Origin of the sequence: Mesoplasma melaleucae (assembly GCF_002804105.1) — a bacterium.
In the GTDB taxonomy this organism is placed as follows: Bacteria; Bacillota_I; Bacilli_A; order Mycoplasmatales; family Mycoplasmataceae; genus Mesoplasma; species Mesoplasma melaleucae.
On the sequence record NZ_CP024964.1, the window covers coordinates 225,586 to 249,245 of the forward strand.

Below are 23,660 nucleotides of genomic sequence, written 5' to 3' on the forward strand. Positions count from 1 at the left end.
CATTAATTATAACATTAATTAGATTTATTTTTTACCTAAATATTTTGACTTTCTTCGATTTAATATTCATCTTATTAAGAAAAATATAATAGCAGCACCTATTATTGATAAAGGGATAATTCAAGCTAAATTTACTTTATCAAATTTTGGTTTAGGTTTTGGTTCTGGGTCTGGTTTTGGTTTTGGTTCTGGGTCTGGTTTTGGTTCTGGGTCTGGTTTTGGTTCTGGGTCTTTATTTAATGTTCAATATGTTACATCAATTTTTTCACCTTTAAGTTTTTTTTCACCTTTTATTGTTAAACCTATTTTAACAGAATGATAATATCTATTTCCTTCTGCATTATTTGTTCAATTTCATTTAAAAGTAAATAAATCCTTTGTGTATTCATTTATATCTATCTGATTAATTAAGGTTAATTTATCGTAGACAGTTTGCTCTGAAACTTTTCCAATTGATGACACATTTATTATTTCACCAATATTTGTTATTTTAAATAAATCACTAAGATCAGGTCTAAATTTCTCAGGTATTTCATCAAGTTTTTCAGATGTATAGAATTTTGATATTGTTGAACCATGATACAGGTCTTTATTTGCTGATTTAACAGTGAAATTGTTTGTATAAAGCAATTCTTCAGGATTTTCTGGGTTTGGTATAGGCCTGTAACCTAAATCCTTGTAGAATAGCTCAAAATCTTTCATTTCTAACTTTTCTAAGAATGAATTTAATTTATCTGCAAATTCTGGGTCTATTGAATTTCAAGTGGTATTATTTTGTTCTTTTTGTAAAGCTATAATTTTATTTCAAAGTATTTCATTATTTTTGAATCAAATTGTTTCAGCATCTCATTCTTCAGGATTATTGTTTTTATTGTACAAATCAATAACTCCAAAATTTTTAACATTTAAAAAGGAATTAATGTTTTTGCTTTTATCAATTGGTGGAATTGGTGGAGAAATTTCACTTTCAGGATCATTTATGTATCGTTGCTCTGTCATACCAAACAAAATATTTGATTCTTCTGTTGCTCTTACTTTCAAATTTAGTTTTTGTTTTTTATTTTCTTCAGAATTATTTATGTTTAAGAATCTAGCAATTTCATTTTGAAATTCCTCTGTATTTTGATCATAAATTTTTAATTCACCATTAATTTCTTTACTTATTGTTATATTATAATCAGTATTTAAATTAGGTTGATTAGGATTAACTAATTCAACAGCTAAATTTAATTGTTCCTTAATTAAATTCACAACTCACTTATTGGTAAATTCTTCTTGACTTTCTACGTTAGAAAAATCATAATTTTGAGTTTTTCAATTAATGTAATTTAGATTTAGCATTTTAGTAGGATTATATTCAGGGTCATTAATAATTTTAAGTCTTTTTTGTCCAACTAATTTTGTGCTATTATCAATAGCTTTGACGGTTATTATTTCAGTTTTACGTACTTTTTCTATATCGGCAAATTCTTTTAAATACATTTCGGCATTAGTGTCAGTTAATTCAATATTATTTAAATAAATACTTCAATCTTTTCGATATTGAGCATCTGATTTATTTTTAGTTAAATAAGAATTAACTTCTTTAATTACGTAATTTTTTATTTCTGCAAATAATTCTATTGGATTTGTACTATTTATCTTTAAAAAATCAATATCTAAACCATTTAAGTTTACTGTGCTTACTGGTTCAATTGGTGGAGAAATAGTTTGTGCTTTCATTTCTGAAACATACTGTTTTCAATATGAAAACATTCCTTCAAAACTTAACAAATCAAGTTTTGTTTGATCAAACCCATACTCATTAACAAGATATCATTTTAAGTGTGAAGAAGCTAAAGAAAAGGTATTAGAAAACTCAGTAAATTTTTTATTACTTTGAATATCTGGTATATTTAAAAATTGCTGATAAGGTGCATCTGATTCATCTTTTGAAATATAAACAAACTTATGTAGAACATTTCCACTTTCAGCAATTATGCTTTCACCATTTGGTGGATATGTTTCAACATCTGATGGATTAAGTTTAACCTTTTTTGGTTTCCCAGTTTCTGGATCAATGACAATGTTACCTTCATCATCAATTACAGTTTTTTTATAAATTGGAGTTTTGTCTTTTAGAAAAAATAAATATTCATAAAGTCCTTTAGTTGAAAATTGTGTTTCTTTTTCTAAATCTACTTCTTTTCTTGTTCCTATTTCATTTCCACTTTTAGAATCAATTTTGACTCTTTCAACTTTACTTATAGTATCTTTAAAGGATTTATCTAAAATATTAGCTACTCCAGAGTTTGCAACGTAAGTTTCAGCAAAATAACCATATTCATAACTATTTTGTTCATTATCCTTTATTACATTCCCTCACTTGTCAATTGGATCAATTGGAAAAGGATTATCTTCTATGTATTTTTTAGTTGAATTAACTCATATTTTTTGAATTCTAATTCCTGTTTCAGGATCAATTGTTGGATCATATTTTGGATTATCAACAAGACTACCTTCAGCATTTGCTATTTTCTCTTGTGTTACAATTCACTGTGCATAACCCTCTTTGTTAGTTGGATCTGAATCAGGATTTCAACCTAATCATTTAAAGGTTGACCTAGAAACTTTTGACCTAATCATAATAGTAAAATTTGTTTTAATTGGTTCAGGTTTACCATTTACATAATTTGTTCCATTTATTTCAATTTCATATTTAACTTCTTTTTGTTGATTTTTATCATTTATTCTAGAGTCATTTAGTCTTTTTCGATAAATATTGTTATAAACTTCAATTGGTTCTCCATTAATTGTTACGCTTTCATTTCAACCTTCAAAAGTTTGGAATGAAAAATCTAAATAATTATGATAAATAAAAATTCTTTTTCTATTTTCATAAATCATTTCAGGTTGATCATCTATTAATTCACCCATTGGGTCATCAGGATTAATCATTAAACCTGGTGATAATGAAATTCTTTCCAAGAAACTTCTTTGCAAAGCAATATCAGTTGGATTGATTTCAATAGGCATTTCTACGACTTGAACTCACTGTCCATTTGCTATAAGTCCACTATCGCCTTTATCACTAAATTTAATCTGAATTTTATCCTTTGATTCATTAAAAGTTGGTGGATTCATAATTATTAAATCTTTTAATTGCGGAGATTTTGAGAATAAACTATCAAATCTGTTATTAACTTCCCTATTAATAACTTGTAAATTAGTCATACCCTTATTAGGATTTGGTTTAATATTACCAAGAGAGTCTTGTTTATCAACTACAGTATTATTTGATGAATCTAATGATGTATTAGTTGTTAATATAAATTTTTTGTTAAATGTATCATTAATTTTTTTAGAAATACCTACGGCATCAAATTTTATTGATGTACTTATTGCATATTCTTTTGTAAAAGAATTAGCAGCACTTGAATTCTGTTTTTTATTGAACTTAACATTTACAATTCCATTTGTATCATGTGGAATTGAAATAATAGGATTGTCTAAATCAATATGAGTATTTCATAATTCATAGTTGCTTAAGGTTTTACTTCTTTTTTTGATTTCATCAATTATTAATTCTTTATTAGATTTAGGTTGATCTTCTCCTCAAATGTTAACCTTCATATTTGAATCTAATCACTTTGAAGTTTGTGATGTTATAACTAAGTCTTTTTGCATTTCTTTTGCAAAACTACTATTTTGAGATATTCAATTGTTTTTACTTACAAATTTAACTGTATTCAACTCTATTGAGGCTCTAGTTCAGTGATTAGTAAAAATATTACCCCTTACAACAATTTTTGTTTTCAAAGAAACAGAAATTTTTAAGTCAGATATTCAATTTAATTTTATGTAATATCAAGATTCATTTCTTAAATTATTTCATCCATTATCATGCCCAACTTGAATTCAAGAATTATTTATTTGGCTAAAATTAAAATTTGTATTAAAAGTTTTTGGTGTATAGTTTGCGTTTGAACCATCAAATCAAGAGCTGAAGTTAATTTCCATGTTTTTATAGTTAGTGGTTAACTGATTTCTATTTTCAGCTATTGAAGACAAATCAAGAGTAGTTGAATTTTCAATTTCTCGGTATCATTCACCACCTGGTGCATTTGCTTTCTGATAATAAATTTCATTACTTGAAAGATTTAAATTAAAAGACTGACCAGGAAAAGTTGGGTTAATATTAGAATTTGCATAATTAGCTTTCATAAAATTATTTACAAAGTGATTTTTGTTTGTAGTCATTGAAGTTAAAAATAAAGGACTAAATAAAAGAATTGAAGTTAATGGTACTATTCATTTTATTTTTTTCATTACTCATCAGCTCCTTTATTATTTGGTTTCTTACAATGTTTACAATTTCTCTGAAAACATTTTTTATTTTTTAATTTAGGATTTAAAGGATTTTTAATATTAACTCCTAATTGATCACCAATATTAATAACAATTGAATCAATTATTTTTTTAAATAACATAATTATTAATGACATATTATGATTCCTCCATTTCTTTCTTTTTATTAAAATTTGATATTAGATTTCTTTGTTCTGATTTAATATTTTTTGCTATCGTGTTTTGGAAAGCAAATGGTTGTAATAAACTTTCATCAGGGACTTCAACTTTTTCAGTTAAATTAAATTGTTCTGCCATTAAATTTGTTAATAAAATTAAACAAGCTTTAATTTGTGCTAAATCAATTGCTGGATCTATTAATGATTTTTTTAAAGTTAACGCATTAAAAATTTTCATATCGGAATTTTTATTATTAATAACATTTATAAATGTTTCTTCTAAATCATTTAAAATCTTTCCTTCTTTTAAGTAATTTTCAATTGTTTGTAAAAACAATGTTCTTATTTGAGAATTTATAGATTGTTTAGGAACTGATTCTTTCAAAACTGCTTTAAGAGTCATAATTAAATCAATTTCATCTTTATTGTAAAAATCAATAAAAATTCTTGTTCTTTTTTGTTTTTTTGCCATTATTTTATTCCTTTCTTCAAGGAGAGTTAGTTAACTTTAAGCTATTTAAAAAAATAAAAGAGCATGCGTTAACATGCTCTTCTCTTGATAATTTAATTTTACTATATTTTTTAATTACTTTAAAAAATTAAAAAATATTTCTTCTATTTCATTTACTAATTGGTTATTTCTATCGTTTAGAATTTCATCCAATAATATATTAGAACATGCTTTTTTATCAATTATAGAATTTGTGGCTTCTTGTGTTTGATTTAATATTGCTTTTTGTAATTTTAATTTATTTTTTATAAGTTTTTCAATTTCAGGTTTAGAAAAATCTAAATAGAATTCAATACATTTTCTTTTTAAACAATAAACTGTTTCGTTTATTTCAGGTTTAGTATATTTTTTATGACTTTTATCTCCATCTAAAATCTTTAAAATTGGTATTTTTGATGTTAGTAATTCTTGATTTCTTTTTAATACACGTTCAAAATTATCCGCACCATTTAATGGAATGAAAAAAACTTTTTTCTTTTTATTTTCATCAATGTTTTCACAAAAAATATTAAGTATATGTTTATAAATATTCATGTCTTCATTACCTTCTACAAAAACAAAATATTTGGGTCCAAAACTTGAAGCTAAACTAAACGAATCTAAAAGTATCGAATTTATTAATTCTTGATTTTTTGAGTCTGATTTATCATTTAAAAATATAAGTTCAGTTTCATCAAACTTTAAATTTATAATTATATTCATTACTATTGGAGAATGAGAAGAAATGAATATTTGTTCGTACTTACTTGCAAAAATTTTTGTAATTATACTTTCAACTTTATTTAAAGATAGATTATTTTCAATTTCATCAACTATTAATGTTGTTTTATGCAAATTTTCTTGCATACATAAAAGTGAATAAACAATACTTTTTTTTGTTCCTGAACCCATTTGGTCAATAGATTCATGATCTGGAATTTTTGGTTTAACTACTTTATAAGATTTTGAAATATCAGATGATGAGCTTAAATTTAAATTCTTTAAAATAACATCTTTATTGTCAAATAAAAAAATATCTTCTTTTAAAAAATTAGTTGAAACATCAAAAATACTATTTTGATATGCCTTATTAAGTTTTTCATAGGCTTCATTTAGTTCTTTATCTTCATCAATTTTTTTATAAAAATAACTACCAACAATTTTGCTAACAACGTTGGTATAATCAATATTTTCTGAATCAATAAAAATAACGTTATTAGATTCCAAAATCTTTTTAATTTTTAAATATTCTAAATCACTTTCGTAATTAATTAAAACACCTTTCTCATTAAATTCTAAATTTAGTTCTTCTTGTTCTTTAAATTTAACTTTGAATCTTGTTTTTTTCTCTTTGTCTTTAGAAAAGTAATTTAATTTTCCATTTTCGAAATAATTAAACATATCATTAATTAATTGCAGTAAAGTTGATTTACCTGAATTATTTTCACCTATAAGTAAATTTGTTCTTTTAAAATTAAAATTTTTTTCTTGTATTTTCTTATAGTTATAAACTGTTATGCTTTCTATCATTATTAATTGCCTCTTTATTCTTATATAAAATTATACAAGAAAAAACTAGATTAATTCATCTAGTAATTTTTTTGTATTTTGAGTTTCATCTTGTCGTTTTTTCATTTCTGGAAGAATTTTATGAATTGCTTCATCCATTGGAGCAAATTTTAAATTTAATCAAACATCTTTTAATGAAGCATTATATAAAGGATGTTTTTCCTTATAGTTACTTAAATTAATATTGTTATTTTTACATCAAACTTGTTCTCTAGCAATTCATTGCGGTGTTCAAGTTTCTTTTTCTCAACCAAATTGCTCAGGATTCTCAACAAGTTCTTGTATCAATGGATCTTCAAGATTACCAGTTATTAATGCTTTAACCAAAGCGTCAGCTCTTTTAACAATTAATTCAGACTCAATTTGAGCCATTAAAGCAGCTTTGTCATAAAGTTCTGGGTTTGCATCTAAATAGTCTACAATAGGCTTAATATTTGCTTTTCATCATTTATCTTCAGTTCTAGGCAAATCATTAACTAATATCTGGTGTCCAAAAGAAAGTAATTCTAAAGGTCAAATATAAGGATCTTTTCTTGGTTCTTTTCATCGCTTTTCATCAGGATAACCTCTATTGTAATCATACGCATAACTTTCTCATATTGGGGTTTTTGTATACTCACATAATCAATGCTTTTCACATTTTTTATCATATTCATTTTTCCCTGTACAATATTTCTTAAACGCTTTTAAATAAATGTCCAAATTTATATCTTCAGTTCAGAGATTTTCATTTTTAGCAAGTGCTAAATAAACAATCCAAGTTTTTGTTCTATTGTATCGTCATAAAGTACCATAACCATATTTTTCTTCATTTAATCAAAATTTCTTTTCGTTCTCTTTAAAAGATTGATGAAATGCTTTATCTTCCCTCTTGTTTTCCAATCACTTACCTAGTCCCATATTTTTCACATCCTTTTATATAAATATCATATCATACAAGAGTTTTAATAACCTTTTTTAGCTTGTTTAGATTCTTGTTTAGCAACTTTTTCTTTTTCCTTTTTATTTTTTGATCTTTGAACATTTCTTTCATGAAGTTCCATTCTTCTTTGACGATATTTATCAGTTTCAATAATTTTTTTAAGTTTTGGTTGATCGTTTAATCTTTGTTCTGCAACTTGTTTTTGCTGTTTAAGTTGTCTATTTTCTTTCAACCTCATATCAATATTTTGAGTTTTAGGATTTTTATCATATTTTCTTTCTAAAGTGGCATTCAAGTTCATTGCTGCTTGTCGCTTTGTTTCAAACAATGGTTTAGCATTAATTATGTTACCATCAGCATCAATTTGTCTAACACCAGATAGAACGTTACTTGCTTTTTGAATAGCACCAGTTTTAAGATTTTCTCAACCTTTTCTAATTTTTCCTCTAGCAGCAACAGATTTATAAGATTTGTTTTTAAATTTACTTGCTGCGTATAAAGTACCAGCACCAATTCCAACTCCAGCAGCTATTTTAGCACCAATTTTAAATCTATTTTTTCAGTGTCCCAATGCATTTGTTGAAATACTTCCTTCACCAGTTGATACATCGCTTAATCCTTTACCACCCATGCCTGGAACATTTCTACTAAGATTGCTTTTTCTTTTTATTCTATTTGCTGTATTATACATTCCTGCAGCTTTTAAACCAATGTTTGTTGCTGCCATCATTCCAACTCCTGATGCTGTTACAACTCCTTTTGCAGCTGACATTACATCTTTATCAATTGAACGCTCACCACCTGCAAATTGTGATGCTAAACTTGGGCCAATAATTAAGAAACTTGCACCAGCTCAAATTATAACTAATAAGAATGCAATATCTACCATTGCACCAGCTCCGCTTATAACATCACTTGGGCGAATTTTAATTAGTGTATTTAATAAAATACCAAATACTAAAAATATTGAAACTCCAATTGCCATAGATACAAATTTGTTAATAATTTGTTCTTTTCATAATTTTAAGCGTGCACCGTCATCATTTACCATTGTAGCAGCAGCTAATGGTCCTTTAATGAATAATCAAAAGATTTCAAATGATTTAACAGCCATTGAAATAATCGAAATAGACATCCCATAAAATAATCCACACACAGCAGCAATTTCAATAAAAATATTATAATCTCCACTTAACATTTTTGATGGTGGTGCTCATAATGCAGACCCAGATCCAACTGTTACAACACCATCTCAATCCATATCTCCGATATGATATAAAATTCTAGCTATAGATGTTACTTCATTACCACCAGACAAGATAACAAACAATGCTTGAATCATTATCATTGTAAATCCTGCAGCAATAAATATTCCAACAGGCATTAATAATGAAACAACTACACCAGTTAATGAAGCTTTTATAGCTTTAATAAGTCTTGCTTTTACTTCTAAATCATCACTTACAGAAATTGTACAATAATTTATCATAAAAAATATTACTGTAAGAGTTATTGATAAAATTCAGAAGCCAATAAATGCTGGAGGGATATTTTGCAATGAAAAGAAATTAATTTCTTTTCCATTAGCATCAACACCAAATCCAAATAATAATTGTAAAACTAAGTTTCCTGCTAAATATACAAATAATTGTTCGAATGCTTCAATGATCATCAAAGCAGGACCAATTAAAATTAATCAGATAGCAGAATATATAAATCCAAATAAACCAGATTGTAGTGCTGAGTTTATGAGATCAAATAATCAATCTAACATCTTCTTGTTTCCTTTCTATACTTTCTAACTAAAGCATTTTATTTATTTTAGGGTATTGGAATTTCTGGTGGTTGGAATAATTGCATTCCTGTAGCCACAATAACTGTTCCAAAAAGGCCTGCTCCAAGTGATATTATTAACCCAAATACAATTCAACCCAATTGAACAAGCATTTTCTTTTTAGCGCTTGAATCAGCATCTTCATCATTTGACAGTGCAATTATTTTTGCTCCAACACGCACAATAGCTCAAATTGAAAATGCAGCAACAGCAAAACCAACAATCATTAAGAATGATCCAAATAAATTATTAATTAGACCCATAAGTTGTGTTCAGTCAATAGTACCATCACTAGCGTATAATGTCATAATTAGTTTCTCCCTTCTTTCAAGGAAAAAAGTCTTGTCAAACACAACACTTATATACAATTATGAATTAACGCAAAAAAGAGCATGTGTTTAACATGCTCTCTTCTCTTGTTAATCTAATTATATAACATAATAGTAATAATTGTTAATAATTTTTTATTTGTTACACATTTTGTGTACTGCTATTAAATTTTTTGATTTATTTGTTCCACCTTGTGATTTTGGATTAATATGTTCTACGTTTCATGAACTAGGATTATTTGGTTGTCATCCTTCATAAGCTCCATATTCCAGAATCCCGTTACATCTAAAACATTCTTTGTGGCCTCAATTACTTTCATCTTGTTGTGCTCCACAATTACATTTAGGTGCATTATTTCATGCTTGTTTAGGATTTGAATTTAAATCTTTTTTTGCCATAAATTACCTCCTAATTCATCATATCATCCTACTATTCCTTTTGCAATTTGTTCTTCTTCTAAAACTTTATATTTCTTAATTTCTTTTTTAATTTCATTAATTTTTTTAGCATCTGGTTCATCTGCTTTTCTTAAAATGTTTAATTCTTTTTCTAATTTATTTATTGTAGATTTTAATTTACTAATTGAAAGTATTTTATTAACTTCATTTTCGTTTTCAAATTTAAGCTTTAAACCATTATAAATTTGTTTATCAACTTTGTCTAATTTATCATTGTATTTTAATTCAGTTTTAAAACTGTCACTAAATTCTACATTTTGTTTAGTTATTGTATTTTTTTGTTTCTTAAATACATAGTTTGCTAGATTAAAAAAATATGTTTCATCATAAATTATTGGATCAGGAATAGAACTATAACTTAATCCAGATTTAAAATTCATTAAGTTTTCTTTTTTTAATTTGTAATAATGTTTTAATCTAGAAATTGAAGGTTGATCACCAACAAGAAGTATTACAGCTAACTCATCATCATTGCTTGTTAATTTAAACAAGTCTGAAGCTGATATTAAATCTTTTCCGGTCATTGAAGTTGCTGCCTTTTCTAAGACTTCTTTATTCTTTGAAATCGATTGCGTTAAGATAGTTTCTTTACCACATTTTTTGGCAATCATTTCATTAATTTCTTCATTATCAGACTTTAAATAAACAGTTAATAAACAGTTAGATTTAATTGTTGTTGATGAATTGCTATATTCTTTATTAATTTGATCCAAATCTTGAACTATTAAAGTAAAGAATATTCTTCTTGATCTAGAAACACTTAAAATATTATCAAAATTAGGTATAGCAGGCATATTACCAAATTCTTCTAATAAGAATAATAAATCCCTATCTAATTCTTCTTTTCCACGTTCAATTCTATTTTTATCTGCCACAAAAGAACAAGCTAAATATAATTGACTAACAAATAATGAAGCTAAGGGATGTTTATCTTTTCTTTGGTCAGGAATAATTAAGAACAAAGCTGTTGGTTTTTCTTTGCTACAGATATTAAATAAATCAATATCGTTCTTGCATAAAACGTCTTGTAAAGAATCATCTGCAAATATTCTTGTCCCATTAGAAACTGCACTAAAAAATGAAGAATTTGTTGCTTCTGAACAATCTATTTGTGATGAGCAAGTTGTTCATGCTGAACTTGTAGGAAACTCTTTTCCATACTTTTTGAATCACTCGTTTAAACTTGCTCTATTAGCCAAGATTTTTTGTACTGTAACCATATTAAAGTTTTTTTCATTTACTGCATTAAAATCTTTTTCTTTAATTTCAAGCATAGCCAATAAAACTCCTTTAATCAAATTTTTAGCACCATTAGGTCATGTTATTTCTTTAACATCATTAGACTTAATTAAAATTTCAGTTAAATCAGTAATTTCTTGATTTGACAATGATTTAAACTTTTTTATTTGAGAAATTAAATGTTTTTTAAAAATATCAGCATCATAAATAATATATTTTTCAAATTTGTCTATTCAAAATCATTTATTTTTTGATTTATTAAAATTTTCTAAACATACTAAACAGTTTTTCTTTGTGTGATTTAAACATGAATTATTTTTAATGTAATTTTTTGTTTCTTCACTAGAACTGTTTTTAATTTTAACTTTATGAATATTTTCCTTTTCATAGGTTATAGCAATTTCAAAATATTTTAAAGCTTGAGTTAGTGGATTTCAGCCCATAGATTGAGAAGGGTCTTTAAAATTTAATACTTTAACATCATATCCTTGTTTTTCCAAATCCATTTTTGTTGTTGCAAAAATTTCACCTTTAGGATCTGTAATTACAAAACTAGGCTTATTATTTTCATATTCTCCATTATCAAGTTTTTTGTCTTTTAATCGCGAATTCAACCAAATTGTTGGTAATATAATTTTTTGTGTTTTACCTGAACCTGTAGATCCTATAATAATTTGATGCACAACCTTTATAACACTAATCCCATGATAAACTAACTTTTTTCCCATTATTGAAATTCTAGTTAAATAACTAGGTGTTTTAAAATCTTTGCAATAATATTTTTCAAATTCTTTTAAATCAACATTATTTGGCTTTCTTTCATCGATTATTCATTTCCCACAACCATATTCACTACTGTCTGTTTTAATAACATGCTTGTTCTTATTTTTGCTTGTTTTTAAAAAGAAGCAGATAAATGAATAAAGTTCAAAAGCCAGTGAAATGACTAAAGACATATAAAATGAAAATGAAATTTTAATTTTATATATTACACTAAAATTTAAAGTAAAGTTATTTGTAAATAAGTAAATAATTGAAGATATAATTATGTAACAAAAGTAATTTAAAATAATCAAAATTATTAATGAAACAAAAATAAATAGTATTCATTTCTTTTTATTTTTTAAGTTTTCTAAAATATTTTTGAACATAAAAATGTACTTAATTCTTTCTGTGGACCTGATTGATCATTAATACTTGAAAAGAAGCCTGAAGATATTCCTAAAATTATCATAATTGTTCAACATAAAATTGTGATTCCAAAAAATACTCAAAATTCAATTTTCAATTTTCTGTGCAATATTTTGTAATTGTTATCCAGTGAAATATTCTCTTCAATTTCAGTACTTAAACCATTATTAATATTTTTTTGTTTTTTCAAATAATTTCTTAAATTTATTTTAGTTTTTTTCATACTTCTTGTACTTTTTTTAAGTCTGCATCTTTGATATAGAAAGTATAATGTGATACATAGTGAGCCCATGCTTATAAAAGCAACAATTTGCATAATTTCTGTCATATCATTTTTCTCCTTTTTTAAAATTCTACTTTTGCATCAATAACTGATTCTAAATCTTTTGTTACTACAAAATTAATATTGTGTGTTTCATCTGAACCAATTCTTAAAATAAATTGACCACTTTCAGCTTTTAATAAAAATTCACGTTGACTTATTGTTAATCCACCAATTGATTTATACATTTCTTCAACTGTTTCAATATTTTGTGGCGGAGTTTTACCAACAAATACGTAAAGTGAGTTTGTTACAATTGCCATTGTTTTTTTACTATTTTCTTTTGTTGAAAAAAAGTCTTCAAGATTTTGAGTAGCTAGCACAACTCCACCATTTCTTTTTCTAATTCTTTTAACTAATTGGAAAATAAAATCTAAAGCTGCAGTATTTCTTTCATCAATAAGTAAATGCGCCTCATCAATTAATACCATGATTCTTTTATCGCTTAATAAAGAATTAATTTTAACTTCATTTTGGATAACAGCAGTAATTAAAGTCATTTGAGCTTGTTGTAGATTCTTACTTTTCTCTAATAATGATTGAATGTTATATACAATTAAGTCATTTTTATTTTTAATACTTATTACAGAAGGTCCATTATATAATTCTGAATATTTTCCAAAATCTACAAATGAATTTTCTAGCAAGTTTACTGATTCTTCATATCCATCAGTTTGATATTTTTTATTTGCTTTTTGCTCAGTTCGAATAAATTTTATTAGATCTGTAAAAGTTGGGTATCATTCAGCTTTTTGGTCTAAAATATTTTCTACTTTTTTATATTTTGGTTGTTGATATAAATCACCTAAAGCAAAAGAAATTAAAGGTGCCATTTCATTGATGTTTCTTCTATCTCCAAATAAAATTTTTAATCAAGTTTCAAAAAATTCGATATGATACTGAATTATTTGATTTGAAGTCAAGTTATGATTTTCATCATCTATCAATTGAATTAAAGGTTGTAAAGGATTGATTCTTCCTTCTCTTCCTGTTCCTGCATCAATTACTATGCCGCCATATTTTCTTGCCATGCTTGAGTATTCATTTTCAGGATCAATAGCTCTAACTATTCCCCCTTTAGCTAAATGACCGTTCATTAAAACCTTAAGTGCTGTAGTTTTACCTGCACCTGAAAATCCGGTTAAAAATGCATTATGATTCATTCTACTTCTTGTTTTAACAAAAGTATCTAAAACTACAACATCTTGTAATTCATTATTACCTAATGGTGTTCCTTCTTCATCTCTTAAATCTGATGATAAAAATGGAAAAGATTCAGCAAGGGCAAGCGTTGGTGTATAAGTTGCATATTTAGCCCCATATTCATCAGTTGGCTTGATAATAGCACCTGAAAATCCTTCTAGTTGATTAAAAGTCATATCATCAATAAGTATTCTTTCATTCTTTAATGTTTTTCTTAACATTTGATTATATTCTTGGAGTTGTTTTAAATTATTAGAATAAGAAATGATGTATGTATTAATTTTTTTTATCTTTTCATTTCCGCTTGCTAAATCATCGATTAATTCTCAAATAAGTTCTGCATCTTTTTCTTGAGAAGACTTACCAATCAAGTCTTTTTTAGAATGAGTTACAATGTTTGAATTTAAAACTTGCAATTGATTAGATAATTTCTTTGAAATATCTTCTTTGAATATGTCATTGATATTTATAACAAAATTTGAATTTGAATATACTAGACTTGCTAGTCAACTTCTTGTTGGAAAATTTGGATATTGCTTAATATTTGAAATATTCAAATAAAGTTTGTTTAAATCTTTATCATTATTTGCACATAAATATTTTCCATTAACTTTTAAATCATTAAATGCTAAAAGTTTATCTAGGTCATTTCTATGATCCATTATTTCTTGATCAGTTAATTTTGGGTGCATTGGATTTACTAAGCCAAGATATACATTTACAAGTTCACATGCATTTATGTGCTCTGCTTTTAACTTAACAGTTGAAGCTGCTTGCATAAGTTCATAAATGTTTTTCATCAATTTCTTTTTGATAGTTGAATAAATAACAAAATAAAATTCTTTATCTAAGTTATCACTTGATAAGTAACTTCCTTCTTTTTCATGTAAATTTATAAATCCCTGAATTTGTTCTTTACGAGTTTGGTATTGAATATCAGTGTATTCTTTTTTGTTTTTTTCTAATAACTCAAGTTTTCTTTTTCAAAACTTTTTATTAGCTTGTAAATCTAATGGTCTATCAACTTTAATTAATGACATATTGCTTTCAATATTCATAAATAAGTTTTGCATGTTATTTATCAATAAATTTTGTTCTTCTTCTGAAAATCTAAATAAATCATACCCAACTATTTTTACAGCTGATGCCATAAATGGTTTTCCACCAACACTAGATTTTGTTAAAACAAATTTAGAAATGTCATTTCCATCATCGATAATTTTTTTAAATGAAACTAAATTTTTTGTGTCATTACTAGTATTAATTTTAAACTTCTTAATTTCAGAACTGAATTTAAATGTCTTTCAAATAACTTGATAAACTCTTAAATTTCTTCCAACTTTAGTTGGTAACAACATACTAAATAATCCAAAAAATACAATTATTCCAACAAATATTTGTCCTATTATTCCTAAAATAGATAATGTAAATACAAATATTAAAGCAACTATTAAAAATACAAAGCAAAATAATAGATCGTACATTGTAAATCAATTATTATTTTTACTCATTTTAATAACGTTATTTAATGTTTTTGGTATATAAGCTCTTTTTCTACTCATGTTTTCTCTCCTTTTCTTAAAATCAAGCAGAAAAACATTGTTAAACTTTAAACACATTCAAAACAAAATAAAAAGAACATGTGTTTAACATGCTCTTCTCTTGTTAATATTATTATAACACTCTTTTTACAGTTACATATAATTTATTGTTTATTCATTTCATTATAAATTCCTTGAACAACTTCAGTTCTTGAAGTTTCATTATTTAAATCAATAAAACTTTTTTGATTTTTAAAATCTTTTAATGCCATGATTTCTCCTATTCTAATCCAAGTGGATTACTTGGATTTATATATTTTTTTTCTTTTTTACCGCCAAAATCTTGTTCATCAACTATTTCGACTTGTTTGCCAATTAATTCTTTTACAGATTTAACAATTTCTTCAGTATTTGCAAATGTAAAATTTTGAACCATTTGTTTAATAAATTCTAATTGTGTATCTGTAATATCTAAATTTTGTGATAATAATTCTTTTTGAATTAATTGATTATTTAAAGATTGAATTTGAAAATCTTTATCTTTTAACGAATCTTGTAATGCTAAAATTTCTGTATTTTTATTATTAATATTTTCTTTAATAATTTCATTAATTTTAGACTTTTGTTCATCACTAAATTGTACTTCTTCAGTTTTAATTTCTTCTTCGTTAGAAGGTTCTGATTTATCTAATTCATCAGAAGTTTCAGGCGCAGTTTCCTGATTAATTTCATCTACTTTTGTTTCTTCTGTCATATTTGTTTCTCCTTTGACATTTGGCGAGTACCAATAAGTTAAGTATAAAAAAACCTCTTTATTTTTAAAGAGGTTTGGTTTTTTAGAAGAGATTAGTTTATTAATCTAAAATAGTTGAATATATTTGTTTATATTTTTTATGAATTTCTATCATTTCTTTAACTTTAGATATTTCATCTTTTTCTAATAATTTAAATCTAAATTCTCATACTTTATTTAATGAAATATTTGTTTGAATATGTCCGGTTGATAATGCATTGAATTGAAGTGAAAATGAATTAGTGAATAAAAAATTATAAAATGATAGTCTAACAATTTCATCACTTATTATTATTCTGTACATTCCATTTGTGACAACTATATTATCTGTATTTTTTTCTAACATCAAAAAGAATTTATCTTTACTTCCTAATAAATAACTTAAAAATATATCGTTTGTTTCTGCAGCTTGAGATGCTCTACCAATGTTTTTTATTTCTCAATGATGTAATTTATTGTCTAATGAATAATCACCTTTTTTAGCCTCAGAAATATCAATATAGCTATACATTTTTCCTTCTACTAGTTTAATTGTTTCATTCTTTTGAATTTCAATATCGCAATAACCAGAATCTTTTAATTCTCGTAAAGAAACTGTATTCTTTCCAATTTCCGTCATATGATTTCTATAAGAATTCAAATATAATTCCGGCTTTAAAGTTAGCATTGGATCATTAACTAATTCTGATTTTAAAAGAAAATTGTATTTTATATTAATATTTTCTTGTTCAAATTCTGTTAAATTACTATCATATGCAAATTTTTTAAATTCTGATATAACATTTTCTAAATCAGAATCTAATATTTCCTTATTATATTCATCTAAAATATATTTTCCAGTTTTTATATCACGTTTATATATTGAAGGTAATTTTTTTGATTTAAAATCAAATCCTAATTTTTGAGGAGCTGAAACAAAAATTCTATAATCATCTTTTATTTTTTGCTTTTTAATTATTAAAATATCTGTTTTAACCCCTGTTTCAGCTCCTTTGAATGAACCTTCGGGAAGAGAAATATCAGCAACAATTCTATAATTAATACAAAATTCTCTAATATATTTTAAAGAAGAATTATTTAAATAACCTGAAGGTAATATAATAACCAATATTCCATTTGCCTTTAATAAATTTATTGATCTTTCTAAAAATAAAATACCTAATTGTTGATTTTCTTTTTCAGAAGCAAGTTCATAATGCTTCATGATTTTGGGGTCTTTCTCTCATTTGGTTTTTGAACCAAATGGCGGATTAGTTATTACAAAGTCAAATTGCTCATTTTTATAATTTCATTTCTCAATTGAGTCCAGTTGTTCTATATTTGTTCTTCCATCACCATGCAAAACCATATTTATAAATGCGACTTTAAGTGCATCTTCACTAATGTCTCAATAATGGAGATTTTCCTTGATTAAATTTTTTATCTTACTATTCTTATATTTTTCCAATATTCCTACCAAAAAGTCAGCACTACCACCAGCGGGGTCAATAATTCTATCACTATTTGTAACCTTTAAAAGAGAAGATATAAACTTAACTATTGGTATAGGGGTATAATATTGTGCAAGATCTTTTTTTAAAAAAATAGCACCAAATTTCATAAAAAACGATTGAATTATCCCCATGTCAGATTTAATAAAAGAATATTCCTCTAAAAACGCAATAATAGCAATAACTATATTTTCTGGTAAAACAATTTCTTTTTTTAACTTTATCTGAGAGTTAATATTATAGTATTTTAAAGATTGATCATAAAGCTTTTTAAATTCTGAGAATGTATTATTATTAATTAAAAACTTTAAATTAGATTCATTATACTTTTCATCATAATATTTAGATAATAAAATTTGAAATATTCCTTCATATCTTTTTTCCTTACTTATTCCGTTATTATGAGTTAATTGGTCTAATTTATTATAAATATAATCAATATTTGTAATTGTTCTTAAGTCATTAATGGAAATGCTTTTAGCATTAAATTCAAAACCATAAGTAGGTAATTTATTTAAAGAGTACTTATTGTTACTATAAATTAAGTAATTATCAGCATTATCAAAATAAATTCCATATTTTGAATTAGTTAATTTTATTGCTGGTTCTAATTGGTAATCATAGGCATCAATTTTATGTTTACTGTCTCTTTTTACTTCACATACAATATTAATATTTTGTTTTGATTCATTTTCTCAAATTATTAAATCAGCTCTTAAATATTTTTTAGATGAACCAAATTTAATGTTATATTCAAATTCAAAAAGTTCTTTTGTATAACCTTTAGTTAATAAAAATCTAACCAATTCTATTCTCTGTCTCTCTTCAGTAAAAGATAATCCATCTTTGGATTTTTCATTAATATTTAATGGTCCTCTAATAGGACAAATCAATTTTATGTTCATTAAGATTGCCTCTTTTCTACTTTAAATATACTTAAAAATACTTTTTAATTATACCATTGACAAATAAATATTTATTTTTTTGCAATAAAAAATTAAGTATACTTCAATTCTTTAAAAATAATCTGTTTAGGTAGAATATTTTTACATATATACGCAGTTTCACTTGGTGGATTTTTACAAATCATTCCTTCTTCAGATTTAAATTTAATTCTTTTATCAAAAAGTAATAATTGTTTATCTTGTAATTTTTCCCTTATTGGTTTTAAAGCAATTGAAACTAAAGGAACCAACATCGCAAATGGTTTATTCAATTCTTCTAATTTATTAAAAACCTGCTTTCTCAAGCTATATGGTGGATTTGAAATAATATAATCAAATAATAAAACATCCTTATCTTCTAAATCAAAAAAATCAGACCCTTCTTTAATGTGTCTATAAGTTACATTATGTCCTGCGTTCATTAATACATTTACATACTCACTATCTTTAGTATCAAAAGGACATAATATATTTGAATTTGGCTTTAAAAATTCTAAAATAGGTTCAACTGCATAAGGCAATGTATATCATTCATCATTTTTATTAGGAAAATAAATTGTCATTTTAAAACTCCTTTTTATAATTTGTGATTATAAGTTCTTTTCCCATTCTTACTTTGCTTTTTTTAGTATTAGATGAGGTATATTTTCATTCCGCTTCATATATGTAATAATCTTTAAACATGTATCTAGTTTCAGGACAATCATTTATACTGATTAAAAATCTTACTCCTCTTTCATTTAGTTCACCAATAACTCTTATTAAGTCTTTTCAATCTTGTTCTACAAAATTATATTTATAGACGTTTTTTTGGTAATAAGGAGGATCTAAATAAACAAACATTTTTTTATATTTGTCACTTCATCTATATGAGCATAAAAGTCCAAAATCATTTATTGAAAAATGAATTTTATTATTATTTTCTTCAAGAAGTTTTTTACAAACTATAATTCTTTTATATTTGTTTAAATTTCAATTTTGTTGTAATCGTTGTTGAGTTCAAGTTCCTTTACTTTGTCCATTAAAATTTAAGTTATTCTTTAACAAGAAGATTAATCCGTCAAAGGCATCATTCTTATTATTTTTTAATCATTCTAGAGATGAATTAGGATAAAATCATTTTTCTAAATTTAGATTATTTCATTGTTCAGAGTTAGATAAAGATTTTCAAAAAAATATTAAATTTTCATCCAAATCACTAAAATAATATTTATTAAACATATCCTCTCTTAAAGCATTAAGACCAACAGATCCTCCGCCAAAAAATGGTTCTATGTAGATAAGGTTTTTAGTTTCTTTTGGAAAATAAGATTTTATTAAGTTTCATTGTTTAGATTTGCCTCCAGGTCAAGTTAATGGACTTATAAATTTATTCATTTTGTATACCTGCACAAGTTAAACATTTTAATTCTTTGTGAGCTCTATGATCACTATGCTCAACTCATTCTTCTTTTTCTAGAAGTGTTATGTTACCAACAAGATTAGTTTTAAAAAATTTCTTTTTAGTTTTTTCAGATAAGCAATATTGAATGCATACTCATTTGCTATTTTCTCTTGCTAAAGGTAATACTTTTTTACATATTTCACATTGCATTATTCTATTCTCCTTTTTTCATTTAAAATATATGGTAAATAAATTGCTACTTTATAAAATTCACAATGTTTAGCATTTGCTGTTGTTATATATCCAGGACAACAATGTTCAGCTCATTCACATAATGCACATTTATTCATTTTTAATTCAATAATTTCTTTACACTCTAAACATTTCATAAATAATAAAGGCATATTACCTTTTCAAATAATTTCTTAAGTTGGCATTCTCATTATTCTAAAGCCTCCAAAACATATATAACAATATAATCTTCATTTTTATAGTAATCTTCTGCTCATTGAATAAAATCCACATCTAATTTACTATCTTGATCATAAACTCACCCCATGAACTCAGAAGCAAAAGTTCAATTACATCTTTTTTTAATTGAAGTTCTGCAATAGTAATCTTCCATTGTTGTTTCAAAATTGTATCTTTTTGGTAATAACACAACCTTTGTAATATCAACTTCAATATAATGTCTGTCATCATCAATATTTGTTAATATCATTTTACTAATTTCATTGTCTTTAAGTTCTTGTAATATTTTTAATGTTTTTTCATCAAACTTTCTAAGTTCAATAGTTTTTATTCCATTTTCTATTTTTTCTAAGTATTTTGGTAATACTTTATATTTAACTAATTCCATTATTCTTCATCCTCATCATCAATACAAATGCAGTCTTCTGCTGGTTCATCACATTCAGAACATAAATCTACATCTTCGTTGTCATAAATACTAATGTTTAGTTGCTTATCCATGTTAAATTCTTTAATTTGTTCTTTCATTTCTTTTTCTTTCTTTAGCTATAATCTTTTGAATCATGTTCACATTGTTTTGAACAATATTCTTCATTTTTATCTGCATCATTTTCGCATTGTGGACATATCTGATTACCACATAATTTACAAGTGTCAATATGAGTTGTATCTATCTGTTCTCATCCTTCACTTTTACCTAAACCATACTCGCTTCATAAAGTTGTATGTCCGCTGTCACATTCAGTTATAATTGCTTCAAATTCTTTCATATTACTCCTTTATAATTTCAACATCATATCAATAAAAAGGTTTATTATCTTTTGTATATTCTATTAAAAACTTATCAACATTAATTAACATTAACATTTCTTTATTTTCTTCAATAGAAAGTTTAGCATAACCTACAAGATTTAAAATTCAATTTAATCTTTGGTTTATTTTTCTTACTATCTCATAAACACTTAAATCTTTTTTAGTCATTTTAACTGTTAATCTATCACTTATGCAGTCATCAGTGATTATAGGACAATTTGCATAATCACAATTATCTCTATTTGTAATATCATTTGAGCATATATGCTCTATAACTACTAATTCATTTATTCCTTCAAGATTTGGGTCTTTTCTTAATTCAAAAGTTTTAATTCCACTTCTTATTTGGTCTAAAAAATCTTGTTTGATTTTAATTAAGTTTGCTTGTGCTAAACACAATTCTTTATATTCTTTTTCCATTATTCTATTCTTCTTTTCTTTATTTTTTATTAGACTCTTAAACTTTCATTGTCAAAATTAACATGTGTAAAGGTTTTTAGCCTATCAGCAATTCTTTGATTTTGAGTTAAATCAATTTTTTTCATTTTATTTTGTAAATCATTTAATGATAAATTTGTAGTTATAATTGTTTTTAATTTTTTATCCATTCGCATATCAATTATTTCCAACAATATTTCTAATTGAATTGGAGTTAGAGCACTTGAACCTATATCATCAATAATCAAAAGTGGAGTTAAAATTGTTTTACTTTTTTCAAACATAAAAGTTTGTTCATTAAATTGTCTTCAAAAATATGATCATTTAACAAACATTCCTAGTTCTTCAAGTTTTCTTGAATTAAATGTTTTTCCAGCACCAACATTTCCATAAACATAAAAGTTTGGCATTGTTTTTAAGTTTTTATAACCATTTTGTATAGCTACTTCGTACTCTCTGCCGTTTTTAACAATTTTTGTAAAGTCTGGATTTGTTTTATCCTTTTTAAGTTGTTTTACTAAATTATCAATATGACTTATGTATTTTTCTTTAGATAAGACATACAGTGGTTTTATATTTTCCATTTTATTTCACCATTAAAGTTATTTCAGCACTCTTATAAGATTTACAAGGAACTATTTTAATAACTTCTTTTTCTAATAATTTTTTATCTATTTTATTTGTATGATTTAAAATTGATTCTTGTTTTTTAACATCGAAAAAATCAATTTTTACATTATCTATTGTTTTATCTTTTTTGATTTCTTTTGACATCAACTTTCTCCTTTTGTTCGATCATTTTGATTTCTATTTTTGTAATGTTCTGATACGTTGAGCATTCTTCTTTTTTAACCACCATAGTTTTACCTAGTGGTGTAAATACACAATCATATTCATTCATGGATTTTAATAAGTGTGCGTACACTGTATTTATTAAGCCTTTAGCTTTGCGTTGGCTTATATTGTGTTTAGTTGCAAAGTCTTTTATATATTCTGTTTTGGTTAATTTTGTGATAAACATCATCTCCTATTTGTATTGGTATAATGATTATGGAAAGGAGAATATTATTATGTATTGAATTTTTTTAGAGAAAATACTTTCAATGATGTACATACCAATTCTTATATCTATTGGTTTCATTATTTTAATAGGATTGATTTACTGGCTAAGTAATAAATATGATTGACCAATAGAGATCTGATCTTTGGAATTATTTAAAAAACAAATTATAGTATTTTTCACTGTTTGAGGAATAAATATTTTCATTATTTTAGCAATCGGTTTCTTAGGTTTATATACCCTTGCTTGAAATGATGATTTCCTTGTTAAGCTTTATAATTTTTCATTAAAACTTTTAACCGAAGTTATGACCACAATAATAATTGCAATTGGATATATTCAACTAACTGTTTTTGGTGGTTGAAATATGTATTTATCTTTCAAAATTAAATCTGAGTTAAAAAACCAATCATAACTAAGACATTAACCAGAAGAACGTTTGCAGAAAATATAATTAAATATATTTCGAAGAGTTTTTTAAACTCTTTTTTATTTTTAGTTTTGATGTCATTCCTATCTGTTGAAAAATCTTTTTCTTTTGACTCTTTCTTAAAAAATCTATATTTATTGATAGCTAATATTCCAAGAATTATTGAAAACACAAACGAAAGAACAATTAAACAAATTATTGATATCGTCATTGATCCGCTCATTCTTTTCTCC

Annotated in this window: 26 protein-coding genes; 1 reads left to right on the plus strand and 25 read right to left on the minus strand. The window is 25.1% G+C overall.

Going from position 1 to position 23,660, the window contains the following annotated elements:
* Nucleotides 1-24 precede the first annotated feature (24 nt).
* From EMELA_RS04725 to EMELA_RS01260, 24 genes are all read right to left on the minus strand, one after another.
* A complete protein-coding gene (locus EMELA_RS04725; RefSeq protein WP_028124578.1) occupies nt 25-4,308 on the minus strand; it encodes a hypothetical protein in 4,284 nt (1,427 codons plus the stop codon).
* Complete coding sequence (locus tag EMELA_RS04435; protein ID WP_156932145.1) at nt 4,308-4,484, minus strand: hypothetical protein; 177 nt, start codon at nt 4,482-4,484, stop codon at nt 4,308-4,310. The genes EMELA_RS04725 and EMELA_RS04435 overlap by 1 nt, the downstream gene beginning before the upstream one ends.
* A gap of 1 nt (nt 4,485) precedes the next feature.
* Nucleotides 4,486-4,977, minus strand: coding sequence for a hypothetical protein (locus tag EMELA_RS01160; RefSeq protein WP_028124579.1), 492 nt, complete (start codon nt 4,975-4,977; stop codon nt 4,486-4,488).
* A 114-nt stretch (nt 4,978-5,091) separates the two neighbouring features.
* On the minus strand, nt 5,092-6,525 hold the full coding sequence (locus EMELA_RS01165; protein WP_028124580.1) for an ATP-dependent nuclease: 1,434 nt from the start codon (nt 6,523-6,525) through the stop codon (nt 5,092-5,094).
* Between the two features lie 45 nt (nt 6,526-6,570).
* A complete protein-coding gene (locus EMELA_RS01170; RefSeq protein ID WP_028124581.1) occupies nt 6,571-7,464 on the minus strand; it encodes a hypothetical protein in 894 nt (297 codons plus the stop codon).
* Nucleotides 7,465-7,508: 44 nt separating this feature from the next.
* Nucleotides 7,509-9,260 (minus strand): Mbov_0396 family ICE element transmembrane protein, encoded by a 1,752-nt coding sequence (locus EMELA_RS01175; RefSeq protein WP_028124582.1) that lies wholly within the window; start codon nt 9,258-9,260, stop codon nt 7,509-7,511.
* Between the two features lie 47 nt (nt 9,261-9,307).
* On the minus strand, nt 9,308-9,628 hold the full coding sequence (locus EMELA_RS01180; protein ID WP_028124583.1) for a hypothetical protein: 321 nt from the start codon (nt 9,626-9,628) through the stop codon (nt 9,308-9,310).
* Between the two features lie 156 nt (nt 9,629-9,784).
* A complete protein-coding gene (locus EMELA_RS01185) occupies nt 9,785-10,048 on the minus strand; it encodes an HNH endonuclease (protein ID WP_028124584.1) in 264 nt (87 codons plus the stop codon).
* Entirely contained in the window at nt 10,030-12,498 is a 2,469-nt protein-coding gene (locus tag EMELA_RS01190) for a type IV secretory system conjugative DNA transfer family protein (protein ID WP_028124585.1), read from the minus strand. The genes EMELA_RS01185 and EMELA_RS01190 overlap by 19 nt, the downstream gene beginning before the upstream one ends.
* Nucleotides 12,480-12,728, minus strand: coding sequence for a hypothetical protein (locus EMELA_RS04440; protein WP_156932146.1), 249 nt, complete (start codon nt 12,726-12,728; stop codon nt 12,480-12,482). The genes EMELA_RS01190 and EMELA_RS04440 overlap by 19 nt, the downstream gene beginning before the upstream one ends.
* A gap of 155 nt (nt 12,729-12,883) precedes the next feature.
* Nucleotides 12,884-15,625, minus strand: coding sequence for an Mbov_0397 family ICE element conjugal transfer ATPase (locus EMELA_RS01200; RefSeq protein WP_028124587.1), 2,742 nt, complete (start codon nt 15,623-15,625; stop codon nt 12,884-12,886).
* 259 nt (nt 15,626-15,884) lie between these two features.
* On the minus strand, nt 15,885-16,358 hold the full coding sequence (locus tag EMELA_RS01205) for a hypothetical protein (protein ID WP_028124588.1): 474 nt from the start codon (nt 16,356-16,358) through the stop codon (nt 15,885-15,887).
* Nucleotides 16,359-16,458: 100 nt separating this feature from the next.
* Entirely contained in the window at nt 16,459-18,792 is a 2,334-nt protein-coding gene (locus tag EMELA_RS01210) for a restriction endonuclease subunit M (protein ID WP_028124589.1), read from the minus strand.
* Between the two features lie 92 nt (nt 18,793-18,884).
* Nucleotides 18,885-19,394 (minus strand): DNA methyltransferase family protein, encoded by a 510-nt coding sequence (locus tag EMELA_RS01215; protein ID WP_051584627.1) that lies wholly within the window; start codon nt 19,392-19,394, stop codon nt 18,885-18,887.
* Nucleotide 19,395: 1 nt separating this feature from the next.
* On the minus strand, nt 19,396-20,208 hold the full coding sequence (locus tag EMELA_RS01220) for a DNA adenine methylase (protein WP_028124590.1): 813 nt from the start codon (nt 20,206-20,208) through the stop codon (nt 19,396-19,398).
* Nucleotides 20,201-20,425: a hypothetical protein gene (locus EMELA_RS01225; RefSeq protein WP_028124591.1), complete on the minus strand. Its 225-nt coding sequence runs from the start codon at nt 20,423-20,425 to the stop codon at nt 20,201-20,203. The genes EMELA_RS01220 and EMELA_RS01225 overlap by 8 nt, the downstream gene beginning before the upstream one ends.
* Complete coding sequence (locus EMELA_RS01230) at nt 20,425-20,619, minus strand: hypothetical protein (RefSeq protein WP_028124592.1); 195 nt, start codon at nt 20,617-20,619, stop codon at nt 20,425-20,427. The genes EMELA_RS01225 and EMELA_RS01230 overlap by 1 nt, the downstream gene beginning before the upstream one ends.
* A 38-nt stretch (nt 20,620-20,657) precedes the next feature.
* On the minus strand, nt 20,658-21,074 hold the full coding sequence (locus tag EMELA_RS01235) for a hypothetical protein (protein WP_028124593.1): 417 nt from the start codon (nt 21,072-21,074) through the stop codon (nt 20,658-20,660).
* A complete protein-coding gene (locus tag EMELA_RS04445; protein WP_156932149.1) occupies nt 21,074-21,214 on the minus strand; it encodes a hypothetical protein in 141 nt (46 codons plus the stop codon). The genes EMELA_RS01235 and EMELA_RS04445 overlap by 1 nt, the downstream gene beginning before the upstream one ends.
* A 14-nt stretch (nt 21,215-21,228) precedes the next feature.
* Nucleotides 21,229-21,456 (minus strand): hypothetical protein, encoded by a 228-nt coding sequence (locus tag EMELA_RS01240; RefSeq protein WP_028124594.1) that lies wholly within the window; start codon nt 21,454-21,456, stop codon nt 21,229-21,231.
* Between the two features lies 1 nt (nt 21,457).
* Nucleotides 21,458-21,919 (minus strand): ASCH domain-containing protein, encoded by a 462-nt coding sequence (locus EMELA_RS01245; protein WP_100608943.1) that lies wholly within the window; start codon nt 21,917-21,919, stop codon nt 21,458-21,460.
* A gap of 29 nt (nt 21,920-21,948) precedes the next feature.
* Entirely contained in the window at nt 21,949-22,521 is a 573-nt protein-coding gene (locus EMELA_RS01250; protein WP_100608944.1) for an ATP-binding protein, read from the minus strand.
* A 1-nt stretch (nt 22,522) separates the two neighbouring features.
* Nucleotides 22,523-22,711 (minus strand): hypothetical protein, encoded by a 189-nt coding sequence (locus EMELA_RS01255; RefSeq protein WP_100608945.1) that lies wholly within the window; start codon nt 22,709-22,711, stop codon nt 22,523-22,525.
* Nucleotides 22,686-22,958, minus strand: a complete 273-nt coding sequence (locus EMELA_RS01260) for a hypothetical protein (protein ID WP_100608946.1) — start codon at nt 22,956-22,958, stop codon at nt 22,686-22,688. Before EMELA_RS01260 ends, EMELA_RS01255 begins: the two co-directional genes overlap by 26 nt.
* Nucleotides 22,959-23,007: 49 nt before the next feature.
* On the opposite strand from EMELA_RS01260, the gene EMELA_RS01265 reads away from it, so the two are divergent.
* Nucleotides 23,008-23,412, plus strand: a complete 405-nt coding sequence (locus EMELA_RS01265) for a hypothetical protein (protein ID WP_100608947.1) — start codon at nt 23,008-23,010, stop codon at nt 23,410-23,412.
* Here the strand turns inward: EMELA_RS01265 and EMELA_RS01270 are convergent.
* On the minus strand, nt 23,384-23,650 hold the full coding sequence (locus EMELA_RS01270; RefSeq protein ID WP_100608948.1) for a hypothetical protein: 267 nt from the start codon (nt 23,648-23,650) through the stop codon (nt 23,384-23,386). The genes EMELA_RS01265 and EMELA_RS01270 overlap by 29 nt on opposite strands.
* Nucleotides 23,651-23,660: the final 10 nt, after the last annotated feature.